General features: G+C 59.4%; 12 protein-coding genes and 1 other RNA gene. 3 read left to right on the forward strand and 10 right to left on the reverse strand.

Annotated features, from left to right (window positions below; translation table 11 throughout):
• Positions 1–72: 72 nt before the first annotated feature.
• Complete coding sequence (locus FY550_RS10690; RefSeq protein ID WP_070978900.1) at positions 73–1,740, reverse strand: AMP-binding protein; 1,668 nt, start codon at positions 1,738–1,740, stop codon at positions 73–75.
• A 176-nt stretch (positions 1,741–1,916) separates the two neighbouring features.
• Between FY550_RS10690 and cysK the strand changes: the two genes are divergently transcribed.
• On the forward strand, positions 1,917–2,888 hold the full coding sequence (gene cysK / locus FY550_RS10695; RefSeq protein WP_149054520.1) for a cysteine synthase A: 972 nt from the start codon (positions 1,917–1,919) through the stop codon (positions 2,886–2,888).
• A gap of 56 nt (positions 2,889–2,944) precedes the next feature.
• Here cysK and FY550_RS10700 read toward each other — a convergent pair whose 3' ends face one another.
• A complete protein-coding gene (locus FY550_RS10700) occupies positions 2,945–4,753 on the reverse strand; it encodes a VWA domain-containing protein (protein ID WP_084388118.1) in 1,809 nt (602 codons plus the stop codon).
• Between the two features lie 5 nt (positions 4,754–4,758).
• Complete coding sequence (locus tag FY550_RS10705; protein WP_070978906.1) at positions 4,759–5,229, reverse strand: hypothetical protein; 471 nt, start codon at positions 5,227–5,229, stop codon at positions 4,759–4,761.
• A gap of 48 nt (positions 5,230–5,277) precedes the next feature.
• On the opposite strand from FY550_RS10705, the gene FY550_RS10710 reads away from it, so the two are divergent.
• On the forward strand, positions 5,278–7,398 hold the full coding sequence (locus tag FY550_RS10710; RefSeq protein ID WP_149054521.1) for a S9 family peptidase: 2,121 nt from the start codon (positions 5,278–5,280) through the stop codon (positions 7,396–7,398).
• A 1-nt stretch (position 7,399) separates the two neighbouring features.
• On the opposite strand, the gene FY550_RS10715 is transcribed toward FY550_RS10710, so the two are convergent.
• Genes FY550_RS10715 through dnaX form a run of 6 tightly spaced genes read right to left on the reverse strand, consistent with a single transcriptional unit; the run spans position 7,400 to position 12,425 of the window.
• Complete coding sequence (locus FY550_RS10715; RefSeq protein WP_199287800.1) at positions 7,400–7,855, reverse strand: YcgN family cysteine cluster protein; 456 nt, start codon at positions 7,853–7,855, stop codon at positions 7,400–7,402.
• 17 nt (positions 7,856–7,872) lie between these two features.
• Positions 7,873–8,178, reverse strand: coding sequence for a YcgL domain-containing protein (locus tag FY550_RS10720; RefSeq protein WP_070978908.1), 306 nt, complete (start codon positions 8,176–8,178; stop codon positions 7,873–7,875).
• Positions 8,175–9,320, reverse strand: coding sequence for a ribonuclease D (gene rnd / locus FY550_RS10725; RefSeq protein WP_070978909.1), 1,146 nt, complete (start codon positions 9,318–9,320; stop codon positions 8,175–8,177). The genes FY550_RS10720 and rnd overlap by 4 nt, the downstream gene beginning before the upstream one ends.
• A 45-nt stretch (positions 9,321–9,365) precedes the next feature.
• Positions 9,366–9,968 (reverse strand): recombination mediator RecR, encoded by a 603-nt coding sequence (recR, locus tag FY550_RS10730; RefSeq protein ID WP_070978910.1) that lies wholly within the window; start codon positions 9,966–9,968, stop codon positions 9,366–9,368.
• A 16-nt stretch (positions 9,969–9,984) separates the two neighbouring features.
• On the reverse strand, positions 9,985–10,311 hold the full coding sequence (locus FY550_RS10735; protein WP_070978911.1) for a YbaB/EbfC family nucleoid-associated protein: 327 nt from the start codon (positions 10,309–10,311) through the stop codon (positions 9,985–9,987).
• Positions 10,312–10,367: 56 nt separating this feature from the next.
• Positions 10,368–12,425, reverse strand: coding sequence for a DNA polymerase III subunit gamma/tau (gene dnaX, locus FY550_RS10740; RefSeq protein WP_149054522.1), 2,058 nt, complete (start codon positions 12,423–12,425; stop codon positions 10,368–10,370).
• Positions 12,426–12,687: 262 nt separating this feature from the next.
• On the opposite strand from dnaX, the gene FY550_RS10745 reads away from it, so the two are divergent.
• Entirely contained in the window at positions 12,688–13,080 is a 393-nt protein-coding gene (locus FY550_RS10745; protein WP_070978915.1) for a hypothetical protein, read from the forward strand.
• A gap of 81 nt (positions 13,081–13,161) precedes the next feature.
• Here FY550_RS10745 and ffs read toward each other — a convergent pair.
• An RNA gene (gene ffs / locus FY550_RS10750) (signal recognition particle sRNA small type) lies at positions 13,162–13,258 on the reverse strand.
• Positions 13,259–13,284: the final 26 nt, after the last annotated feature.

Consider the following 13,284-nt stretch of genomic DNA (forward strand, 5'->3'; position numbering starts at 1 on the left):
CAAAATCGGTGACAGGAAAGTCATTATTGTAACGTGCCCCCGGGGCAGGCGGACAGCCCACACCGACAGCCATTACAGGGACTCATCGCGCAGTGACCGACGCAGTATCTTGCCGACATTATTACGCGGTAGATCATGACGAAATTCGAAGCTGCGCGGGACCTTGTAGCCGGTCAGACGTTCACGGCACCACTTGCGCAGCGTCTCGGCGTCCAGCTGATCGCTGCGGGCAACGATATAGGCCTGCACCCGCTCACCGCTCTCTTCATCCGGCATGCCGATCACGGCGGCTTCACTGACCTGGGGATGGGCAGTCAGAACTTCTTCCACTTCATTGGGATAAACGTTGAAGCCCGAGGTCACGATCATATCCTTCTTGCGATCGACAATGCGCACAAAACCATCGCGAGAGAGAACAGCAATATCGCCGCTGTGCAGCCAACCATCAGCATCGAAGGCCTTTTCCTCCTTGCAGCACCAATAGCCCGCCATGACCTGAGGTCCCTTGACGCATAACTCGCCCGGCTCATCGTAGCCCAGCGTTCGGCCCTCATCGTCAACCACGCGCAAAGAGGTATCCGCCACCGGTCGGCCAATATAGCCGGGACGCATATCATCCGGCGGGTTCACACATACCACCGGGGATGTCTCGGTCATGCCATAACCTTCCAGCACCCGGCAACCCGTGGCCTGCTCCCAGCGCTCGGCAACGGTGTTGTTGAGTGCCATGCCACCGGATACCGAGAGTTTGAGACGAGAGAAGTCGAGCTGACAAAATGCCTTCTGGCGGCATAGCGCCGCAAACAGGGGGTTAACGCCAATGAACGCCGAGAATGGCTGTTTCTTCAGAGTCCGGATAAAGCGCTTCATATCGCGCGGGTCAGGAATCAGTACGCTGTGGTTGCCGGTCTCACAGCCGAACATGCAGTTCACCGTAAAAGTATAAATGTGGTAAACCGGCAGCGGCGCAATAATGACTTCACGGCCGACTTCCAGCACATCGGAAAGGACCTGACCGGTCTGACGCATGTTGGCGATCAGGTTACGATGCGTCAGGATGGCGCCTTTGGGCGTTCCCGTGGTACCGCCGGTGTATTGCAGCACGGCGGGGTCATCACCACGCCCCCAGCATGGCTGCTCCTGACTCGCAGGACGGTCGAGAGCGCCACGCAGCGTATGTCGCATCGACACGCTGCCAGGAATGGCCGGTTCATGACGACCGCGCGCCTTCCATCGCATGCCTAGCTGCAGAGCCCAGCGACGTGGCGTCTGATGCAGATCTGCAATTCCCGTGGTCACGACACAGGCCAGCGGTCGCCGCTCCAGCACCTGGCGCACGCGGTTGAGCATACCTTCAAAGACCAGCACACCGCGCACACCGGCATCCTCGAACTGGTGATGCATTTCGTCTGCGCTATACAACGGATTGGTATTGACGATGACCAACCCCGCACGCAAGGCGCCGAATACCGCCACCGGATATTGCAGGATATTGGGCAGCACCACGGCAAAGCGATCCCCGGGTTCCAGCGGAGTTTCCTCGATCAGCCAGGTCGCAAAGCGGCGCGTCAGGCGATCCAGTTCACGGTAATACAGTGTACGTCCCAGGCAACTGAAAGCTGCATGATCGGCAAAACGCTCACAGGCATGCTCGATCACTTCAATGATCGAATCAGCCTGATCCGTTGTTTTCAGCGCAGGCCCTTCCAGCAGGGCCTTTGAATCATCATCCCGACTCATTCACTCTCCCACACATGGTGATCGGGAGTATCAAACTCCGCCGACCCAGCCCCGAATGGGCGTTACTCTAGCATGATAGTCAGCACACGTCGGCGCACATGAAACTGCTAGGATTGAGCCACAGGCAGTCCTGATAAACCTGTCTCGTCAGACGGGACATCGTGTGGAGCAAGAGCATGAGCCAGATTTTCGAAGACAATTCCCGTTCGATCGGCGGGACCCCGCTGGTGCGCATCAACCACCTCTCCGCCCATCCTCGACTCTATGCCAAGATCGAGGCACGCAATCCCGCCATGTCGGTCAAATGTCGAATCGGGGCCAACATGGTCTGGGACGCCGAAGAGCGCGGAGCGCTCAAACCCGGCATGGATATCCTGGAACCCACCTCCGGTAATACCGGCATCGCACTGGCTTTCGTCGGTGCTGCCAGGGGTTACAAGGTAACGCTGACGATGCCCGCCTCCATGAGCCTCGAGCGGCGTCAGATCCTCAAGGGACTGGGCGCACAACTGGTGCTGACCGAGCCGGCGAAAGGCATGAAAGGCGCTGTCGACAAGGCCATCGAGATGCGTGATGCCGACCCCGAACGCTACTTCCTGGCCGGTCAGTTCGAGAACCCGGCCAACCCCGGGATTCATGAGCAGACCACTGGCCCGGAACTATGGGATGCTACCGATGGCGACCTTGATGTATTGGTGGCCGGTGTGGGAACTGGCGGCACTATCACCGGGATATCCCGTTACTTCGAAAAAACGCAGGGCAAAACACTCCATTCGGTCGCCGTCGAACCGGCCGAATCGCCAATCATTGCTCAGCGCATGCGGGGGGAGACCATTACCCCGGCGCCTCACAAGATTCAGGGTATCGGGGCCAACTTCATCCCCGATAACCTCGATCTGTCGCTGGTCGATCAGGTGGAAGCCGTTTCGAGTGAGGATGCCATGGCCATGGCCCGGCGACTGATGGCTGAAGAGGGCATCATGGCCGGCATATCCTGCGGTGCTGCCATGGTTGCAGCGCTGAGACTGGCAGAAGACCCAGCCTGGGCGGACAAGGCCATTGCCGTGATTCTGCCGGACAGTAGTGAACGCTATCTTTCGACGGCCATGTTTGAAGGTATGTTCACCGAGCAGGAAACACAGCAATAACGATCATGCCTGACGCAGCCTGGCCGCAAGAGAGGCTGCATCAGGCATGTTATGGTCTATAAATGAGGCTCGCGTCGTCGCCGGCGTCGACGGCGCTGGCGTTGTCGACGATGCAGCAGCAGAAACAGCCAGGCCATTGCCAGGGCAGCCGCCACACCCCAGGACCACGGCTCCCGTCCCCACTCGGTCAACTGCTGGCGTGCTGCAGGCCACTCACTCCCGATGCGTGACCAGAGCGATTGCAGCCATGCTTCCGGACCGGAGGTTGTTTCGGTAGCTTCCTGGTCGGAAGACGCCATTTCACGAGCATTGATGGCACTCCGATCGAGCTGCGCACCAGCAACCCCGACCGCAGCATCCCTGTTGAGCCATACCGGCGGCAGCGGTATCTCACGGGTGGCATCATCCAATCGCACCCGGGCGGAAAGCTCTACCGGTACCGAGGTTTCAGGCAATGTGTCTGGCAGATTCGCTCGCCAACGCTGCGCGTCCAGCGTCTCAACCGGAAGCGATTCGCCCTGGAGGGTGGCGGTCAATGTAGTGTTACTGCGATCAAGTCGATCGTACGCCGCCTGCAACACAATCGATGACTGATTTTCGGCCAGGGTAGCCGAAAGCGCTGGCGCGACATCCACGCTCTGTTGACGCAGACGAGTGAATCCTTCACCGCGCGCCTCCAACCGCAGGCGGGCATTACCACTGATGCCTCCCGGCTCGATATGCCCACGAAAATGGCCATCCTCCTCGCGAGTCAGTATGGCACTGTCGATCAGTGTGCCCTGCTGGCGCAGCTCAGCCGTAATGGCAGTTGCTCGAGCATTACCTTGTCCACCATCGAGCCAGGCTTCCAGCGGGGTCTCGAAATACTGATACAGTGTGGCTGGCAGTTCGGCTCCAGCCAGCTTCAGCGAAGATTCGACAAGAATCCGACTCCCCGGCCCGACATTGCCGTTGATCTGCCAGCGACCTTCTGCAGGAGATGGCACAGTAATCAGATCAAAGCGATCATCGTGGCGCCAGCGAACATTCGGAGCGCCAGCTGAAAGCGTGCTGCTCTGCGGCGTACTCAGGGAAATCGGCGGCTCGTTGCGGTCATGAAACAGCAATGCCGTAAAGCTGTCGATTCGATCATCGATATCGAAATGCCCCTGCTCAAGCGGTACTTCCTGACGGGGCACTACCCGCCCCAGTACATCAAGAAAGGAGCGCAGCAATTCCTCGGGCGTTTCAGCCACGGAAGCCAGACCGCCGGTCTGCTGGGAAAGACGGCGCAGCAGCGGTATATCGGCATTGCGGGAGAGAGCAATGGTATCAACCACCACATTGCGGTCGGCCAGTTCGGGGGCAAGTTGATCGAGAATCCGCTGCCGTGAAGCAGCATCCCGTGCCGGCTTGCTGCTACTTCCGGCCGGTATATCGACCATGCCATCGGTCAACAGGATGATGTGTACCGTCCCGTCTTCACCAGGCGCGCGGGTCGCCTCCCGCAGAGCCGTCTCGATATCGGTAAACTGCTGGTACTCGGTGAGTCGTGGGAGCACCGACAAAGCATGCTCTCGCCACTGTTCATCAACGGTGCCCAGCGCCAGCGGATTGGCGACTCGATCACCGAAAGTCCAGAGCCCGGCTCGCATATTCGTGGGCAGAAGCTCTACCAGCAGGCGAATACCATTGGCACGCAGGTTGCTCGGATCATTGCTCTTCATGCTGCCGGAGACATCCAGCACCAGTCGAACCTCGCCCTGCCGCGCTGCCATGGCGGGCAGCGACAGCATCAGCAGCAGAAGACAGAACAGCATCCCGATACCCGGTCTGATGTTCCGGTTACCGCTCCCGGCCTCTTCGTATGGCATTCGCTGCTTCATGCACGTTACTGCCCCAGAGAAGGTTCGCGACGTTTCGAGGAGGGCCGCGTCTCACCCGCGACAGGGCGTGTTCGCTGATGACCCCGTCGTGAGGGTGCTTCTTCACCGTGACCCGATCCGCTGTCATCACCATCATGGCGCCGTCGCAGCGCAAACCAGCCAAACAGTGCGCCCAGCACGATCATCCCCACCAGCATCCAGAGACCTGCACCCAGTATCTGCCCTCCGTGGTGCTGCAGTACCCCGACAACGGTGACGATCAGTGCCGGCGCCCAGCCGGAATAACCCAGCTGTTCCTTTGGTCCGGGGATGGTGAAGTGCGCTGGCATCAGCAATGCGCCGGCCACCAGCCCCACCAGCACCCAGCGCGGCAGACGTGGTAGAAAGGAAAAGGCAAAATAACCCGTGACCAGTACGATCAGGGCCAGCACGATATAACACAGCCATAGCAGCGGCAGGGAATCCGAAATCAGCACGCCAGAAGTCTCCCGGAAGATTCAGTCGAACATGTTACACTTCATGCCATGAAAGCACAGCCGCCAACGCCCCCTCTTGACGCCAATCATCCCGTCGCCCGCTACCATCGGCACAACGATCCCGACTGGCACTGGCTGGAAGATCGTGATGACCCGTCCGTCCGTCGTTTCCTGAACGACGTCAACGATAACTTCGAGCAGTGGTTTACGCCGCTGGCTCCGCTCTACCAGCGCCTCTATCACGGTCATCTGGCACGCCGCGAACTCGCCGTGACCAGCCTGGCCACCCCACTCGATCATTACGTCTACTGGAGCACCACAGCCAACGACGCCGATTACCCCGTTTTCTGGCGTCATCCCATTGGCAGTGAGCAAACACACGAGTGTCTACTGGACCTTCAGACACTCTCGCGGGAATCGAGTTTTCTCGAACTCGGTGACATGACCCCCTCCCCCGATGAGCAATGGCTGGCCTGGACCGTGGACACCCGAGGAGATGAATTCTTCGACCTCTACGTACGCCAGTTGCCCGATGGCACTGCCCGATTGCTGGAGAGCGGCATTGCGCCCGATGTCTGCTGGGCCGAGGATGGTCGCACGCTGCTGTTCAGTCGCTATGATGATACCCAGCGCCCGGCCAGTGTCTGGTGTCGCCCGTTCGACAGCGATGAAGCATCCTGTCTTTTCGAGGAGAGAGATGCCGAGTTCTGGGTAGGTTTCGGCAAGACCCGGTCACGTCTGTGGCTGGTCATCGAAACCGCCTCCAAGGACACATCAGAGTGTTATCTGCTGCCGGCGCATCGTCCGAATGCCACCCCCCATTGTGTACGACCACGCGAAAGTGGTGTCGAATACAGCCTCGATCACCGACCGGGCACCTTCTATATCCATCACAATCGGGATGCCGTGCATTTTCGCCTGGATCGAGTAGCAGAAGAGGCGTTGCTCGAAGCCGAAGCAAACGAAACCGTGGCCTGGCAGACGCTGATTGAACATCGAGACAGCATTACGCTGGAAGGTGTCGATGCCTTCAGTTGGGGCCTGGTACTGACCGAACGTGATCATGACCAGGCTCAGGTCCAGCTTCGATTACTGGAGTTCGATGAGCATCACGTCAGCACTCGCGATGAGTGGCTGCCACTGTTCGAATCACCGTGTAGCCAGGCACTGGGTGACAACCCACACTTTACGGCACGCAAACTGCGACTTCGCGAGGAATCCTTTACCACGCCACCGCGCTGGGAGGAGATCAACCTCGACAACGGTGAACGACAACTGCTACGCCAGCAGCCGGTGCATGGCTCCCTGAGACCCGAACAGCTCATCTGCAAACGCCTCTGGGCCACTTCCTTCGATGGCGAGCGAGTCCCGGTGTCGATTGTCGCCCGCGCCGACCATTTCGATCATACGCCCCTGCCCACCCTGCTCTATGGCTATGGCGCCTATGGACAGGTGCTCGACCCATGGTTTTCGATCTCACGGCTGGAACTGCTGGAACGTGGTGCTGCCTTTGCCGTCGCGCACGTCCGTGGTGGTGGCGATCGAGGAGAGCCCTGGTATCTGGCAGGCAAGCTGGAGCACAAGCAGAACAGCTTTCGCGACTTCCTGGCCGCACGCAACGCTCTGGTCGATGACAGCCTTGCCGACGGAGAACGTATTGCGGCCTATGGCGCCAGCGCGGGCGGTCTGCTGGTGGCGGCTAGCGTCAATCTCGAGCCACATGCCTTCTGCGCAGCGGTACTCGATGTCCCTTTTGTGGATGTGCTTCGCACCATGGAGAACCCCGAGCTGCCACTCACCACGGCGGAATACACGGAATGGGGCAACCCGGCCGAACCCGATGTTCGGCGTCGTATCAGCGATTATTCTCCGCTGGACAACCTGGCTCCTGCGCCCTGGCCTTCGGTCTATCTGCAGGGCAGCTGGTTTGATACGCGTGTCCCTTACTGGGAACCGGCCAAGCTCTATGCGCGTCTGACAGAACTGGCCAGTGCACGCGGACCAGTGTTACTGCGTACGGACATGGAAGCCGGCCATGGCGGTGCTTCCGGGCGCTTCGAAGCATGGCGCGATATCGCCCGGCAGGACGCCTTCATTCTCTGGGCACTGGGGCTTTCGGGAGTCACCACGCCCATGGATGAACGGACCACAACGCCGGAACCGGGCTGATTCAGCTGCGGTCGTCGATCGGCAGTACGGCGATGATATAATCCTCGAGCTCCGCGTCGGCGACCTCCTCTTCACTGCGCACCTGCCCACTCACACTAATGCCCAAACGATGCACCGCCATGGCATCGTGGCTGATCAGCGGATGCCAGTCAGGCAGTGACCGACCTTCATGAACCCGGCGATAACCACAGGTTTCCGGCAGCCACTGGAAGGCCGCTGCCCGCTCCGGTGTAATGCGGGTACAGCCCGGTACACGTTCAAATCGATTGGCGTAATCACTGCAGCTGCATCCGTCGGTGTCCAGCAGCCGACAGGCAACGGAGAGCGTCGCGATATCACCACTCTCTTCGTCTTCCAGTTTGAGCAGACAACACTGGCCACAACCGTCGCACAGTGCTTCCCATTCGGCATGGTCGAGCGCCTCCAGTGGAAAGCGCTCCCAGAATCGTTCGCGCATCCTCTGCTCCAGGCTGATTATTCAGCGTCATCATCTTGGAGGGTGGGGCCAACGAAAAAGGCGAGATCCCGCTCCTGAGCGTTACCATTCGGTGGCATCTGCAGATAGTAGCCCTGACTGCGAATGGATTCGATCACTCGGCTGACATCTGCACGTGCCAGGGGACGCTCATGGCTCAGCAGCAATGTCACTGCCCTTTGCGGCGATCCGAACTGCTGGAGCAGCGCTTCAGGCACATCCTCCAGTCCACGGGCGCGCTCGACATAGAGATACATTTCCTCTCGACGCGAACTGCGATAGATATCACACAACAAACCCTTCATTGGCGATCTCCCTCTCGCAGTTGCGCCAGGGCGGCACGCAGTTCTTCATTCAGCAGATGCCCTCGCCAGTCGTCGGACTCTGGAGCGGCCACTGCATGTCCTGCCATATCAGCCATCACCCAGCTTTCCAGTTCGCGACGCCGCGCCAGCAGCTCAGGGGCCAGCGACAGCTGTTCGGCGTGCGCCTGCACGACCCTCTTGAGCGCTTTCATGCGTTTTTTCCAATCTGATGAAATGGGTGATGGTAATGGCTCGGGTAGCGACGGCTCTTCCAGCTCCCTTGCCTGTCGAACGGCTGCCAGCAAGGCATCGCCATCCCGCTTGATCATGGTAGGTCGGATACCCTCGATCAACGACAGCTCATGGCGATTGCGCGGCATGGCTTCGGCCACCATGAACAGGAGCGCATCACTACACAGGCGGTTGCGCGGCTGATTACGCTCGCGGGCAGTCACTTCTCGCCACGCACAAAGCCGTTGCAACGCTGCCAGCTGACGCTGCCCAAGCCGCCACGCATTGCGATTGCGAAGGTAAAACTGCATGTCATCACGAACCGTATTGGCTGCTTCCACCAGTCTCGCACAATCGGCATACAACCATTCCAGTCGACCCTGGCGCGCCAGAACGCTCTTCAGCTGTGACCAAACCCTGGGCAACCAGGCAACATCCTGAACGGCATAATGACACTGACGCTCGTTCAGTGGGCGTGCCAGCCAGTCCGAGCGGGTTTCTCCCTTGGGCAGCTCGACTTCACACCAGTGCGCCACCAGGCGCTGATAGCCGAGGGTGGGCTCCCCTCCCTGCAAGGCATGCGCCAGCTGAGTATCAACCAGCGGTTGCGGCAGCGCTCCCAGCCAGCGAATAAACACCTCAAGATCTTCGCTGCAGGCATGCAGCAGCTTGAGCGGCCCTTTCGGACCAAGCAGCGAGCGAAGAGCCTCGGAAGGCGACAGTACCGTCGGGTCGATGAGATAAACGATCTCCTCATCGCCGAGCTGAATCAGCGCCGGGATCGGATAAAAGGTCGTCTCACGCATGAACTCGGTATCCACACCGAGCACACTGCGCCGGGCAAGCACCTTGCAGGCCTCGTCGAGCTGTTCCGGAGTATTGATGAAATGCCAGGGCACGCTCGAGGTCATATCACTCCGAATCCATCGGCTGCAGTGAAGGGAAGAATGGCGACATTAATCGCTGAAGGATTGACGACCCAGAAAAGCGCGCGACAGCGTACCGCTATCAACGTATTCAAGATCGCCGCCCATGGGTACACCATATGCCAGACGCGACAAACGCACTCCCAGGGGGCGAAGCTGTTCGGCAATATAGTGGGCACTGGCTTCTCCCTCGACGGTAGGATTGGTCGCCAGAATAACCTCCTCGGGTGACTCTTCCTGCACCAGGGTTTCCAGTGCATCAAGCCCGAGATCTTCCGGTCCTATCCCGTCCAGCGGTGAAAGATGACCATGCAACACGAAATATCGCCCCTGATAACCGCCAGCCTCCTCGATAGCCATCAGATCGGCCGGGGATTCCACCACACAGATAATGCGATCGCTGCGGCGGCGCTCTTCACAAATGCTGCATAGCGGCTGCTCGGTCAGATTGCGGCAACGGCGGCAATACCCCACCCGATCCAGCGCCTCGGCCATGATCTGCGACAGGCGCATGCCTCCCTCACGATCACGCTCGAGCAGATGCAGCGCCATACGCTGTGCCGTGCGCGGTCCGACACCCGGCAGGACGCGCAGGCTTTCCAGCAATTGTTCAACCAGTGGCGAAAAGGTCATCGACAACTCGAGCGCTTCAGAACGGCAGCTTGAAACCGGGCGGAAGATTCATGCCTTCGGTCACTTCTTCCATGCGCGATTTCGATGTCGTCTCTACCTTGCGCACAGCATCGTTAACGGCAGCAGCCAGCAGATCCTCGAGAAACTCCTTGTCCTCTTCCATGACCGAGGGATCAAGGGTGATGTCGGTGACATCGTGACGCCCGTTCATGGTGACTTTCACCATGCCGGCGCCCGCCTCGCCATGTACTTCGGTCTGTGCAATTTCTTCCTGCACCTTCTGCATCTTTTCCTGCATTTCCTGGGCCTGCTTCATCATGTTGCCCATGCCACCCTTGAACATATCATTCACCTCTTCGGTAAAATTTGCCGGCGGGGAGAGTGCGCGTCACGGTAACGTCATTCGGCCTCGAAGGAGCGAACACTGTTATCCAGTAAACGGGCATCAAAAACCTGTTCCAGCTCCCGGATATGCGGGTCGTTGCGCAATGCTTCAACCGCTCGTTCGCGTTGTTCGGCCTTGAGTCGATCACTGCGTGCCTTTGGCGTTTCCATATGGGCATCAGGTTCGCCTACCTCAAGACTGACGCTACGGGCATATCCGGCAGCTTCCAGTGCTGCCACCAGCCGCTGCTGATGGATCTCGGCATTCATTGCCCCTTGTGACGGGTGCAGTCGCAGAGTCAGATGATGACCGTCATCGTGTTCAACCACGCAATGCGCAATCAGATTGCGCGTCATGCCTGATAACGCCAACTGCGGAAAGAGCGTCAGCCAGCCAGCCTGAGTCAGATGCTGATGATCGGCCTCAACCGGTGCATGAAAATCACTCGGCTCTGACGGGGACGCATCGGAGGAGGCTTCACCTGCCGAGGAAACGGCCACCTCTTCACCAGCCCCCCACGCTTCATCGATCGACGCATTATCAATGGACGTGTCATCAACGGGCTGCGGCTCATATCCCTCGTTTTCCGGGGCTGACCAGACCTCCGGAGGTAGCTGCATCGCAGCCTCACCATCAGTATCCGTATATTCTTCGACAACCTCGTCGAGATTGTCGGCTTCCGGATAGAAAGCCTCTTCCACCTGGGGGGCAGTGGCATTATCGAACCGAGGCGGCTCGCCTTCTTCCCGAGGGTGCCCCGGCGTTTCGGCCTGACCCGAATCGGGCCCCTGCCAGCCCGGATGGGCAGGCGTATCGGGCGGCGGCGGCTCATCGGAAGCAGCAGTCGTAGTGGATTCCGCTGCCTGAGCGGGTGGCGACGACGCCGAAGCATCTGACACTTTCGCTACCGACCGGCCGCTGTCATGGGGCTCCCCACCGGTGCCTCCGCCTCTCATCGGCAGCGGTGTATCCGCCGGGCGAGGCACCCCCTGGGGCCGGAAAGCCAGCATTCGCAACAGCACCATCTCGAGCGCGCTGCGTGGCTCGGGCGCCTGTTCCATGTCGCGACGACCATTGAGCGCCATCTGATAGTACAACTGGACATCTTCGGCCGTGAAGCGTCCAGCCAACGCCAGTAGCAACTCGCGGTCACCGTGCGCATTATCCAGCGCCCCCGGCACCATCTGGGCGATCGCCAGGCGATGAAAGATGCCGCACAGCGAGTCGAGGATATCGGCAAAATCGGGCCCCTGCTCTGCCAGGCGCGCCACCGTATCCAGCAGCGCCGGGGCATCGGCGGCGGCCAGCCCTTCGGCCAGAGCGATGACATGCTGATGATCAAGCGTGCCCAGCATGGCCGCGACATCAGTATGCTCCACTCGCCCTTCACCAAAGGCGATGGCCTGATCGGTCAGTGACAGAGCGTCACGCATCGACCCATTGGCTGCGCGACCGAGCAGCCATAGCGCCCGCTCTTCGAATTCGACCTGCTCACTGTTCAACACCTGCCCGAGATGCTCGACAATGCGCTCGGGAGTCATCTGCTTGAGCGCGAACTGCAGACAACGCGATAACACCGTCACCGGCAGCTTCTGAGGATCAGTGGTCGCGAGCAGGAACTTGACGTGCGGAGGCGGCTCTTCGAGGGTCTTGAGCAGCGCATTGAAACTGTGCGTCGACAGCATGTGTACCTCATCAACAAGGTACACCTTGTAGCGCCCCTGGGTCGGGGCATACTGCACGTTTTCAAGCAGCTCACGCGTATCCTCGACCCGGGTGCGCGAGGCCGCATCGACTTCGATCAGATCGACGAAGCGTCCTTCATCGATGGTCCGGCAGGTATCACACTGACCGCAGGGCGTCGATGTGACGCCCTGCTCGCAGTTCAGACACTTGGCCAGTATCCGGGCCAGCGTGGTCTTGCCCACACCTCGGGTCCCGGTAAACAGATAGGCATGATGAAGCCGGCCCTGATCGAGCGCATTGATCAGGGCACGACTGACGTGCTCCTGACCGACAAGTTCATGAAACGTGCGCGGCCGCCATTTGCGGGCCAGTACCTGATAGCTCATGCAGCTGCCGGGGAATTTCCTGGGGTCCGTCGTTCATCGAAGGACATGGAGTGTTGAACGTCGCACCAATATCACTGAAATACAGTTGATGCCGATGAGCCTGCACCGACTGTATGCTTATTCTATCGACTGGGCATGACGGCGAAAAGCGACGGACCTTCAAACCGGGAGAATAATGTTGGCTCGCCTCCACATTTCGTCTGGGCGACGCAGATGACATGGAACGCTAAGCTTTGGACATCATTCAAGGAGGGGGCCGGACATGAAGCGAGCCTCATGGATACTACTGCTGTTTCCGCTCGCCACTCCTGTGCTGGCTGATGACATTCATGAGTTATTCTGCCAGACCGAAAGCAAATTCGCCGAGCGCATGGCTCATGACCGCGATGCAGGGATACCGCTGTCCGAAGAAATCCTGATCGCAGATGAGCTGGCGCAGGATTTGTTTCAGACCATTGAAACAGCCGATCACCAGCAATATTCCGATACCGATCGGGCTGCCCTTACCGCTCGCTCCAAGGCCTGGTACAGCAGAAAGTATCGATTGGTCATGGCACTGATCTACTCCAACCCGGACTACGTCCGTGCTTCACCAGCGCAGATCGCCACCATCTACCGCAAGCAGTGTCTTGAGCATTACCGCGGCCAGCCCTGAGGTTTTTACTGACCGCCATAGCGGGGCCAACCGGTCATCGGGGATATATCATGAGGAGAGACAATATCGAAGGGTGGCGACCCTCATCAGCCACATCCCGGCACACGGCTCCATCGCTACCGTTGCTCCCTTCCGGGCCTGGCGGGGTTCGCGATTTCGCGTTGCGGGAGGACCGACAAGGGCCACCATAACCGGCCTTTTTTA

Origin of the sequence: Kushneria phosphatilytica, from assembly GCF_008247605.1 — a bacterium.
Taxonomy (GTDB): domain Bacteria; phylum Pseudomonadota; class Gammaproteobacteria; order Pseudomonadales; family Halomonadaceae; genus Kushneria; species Kushneria phosphatilytica.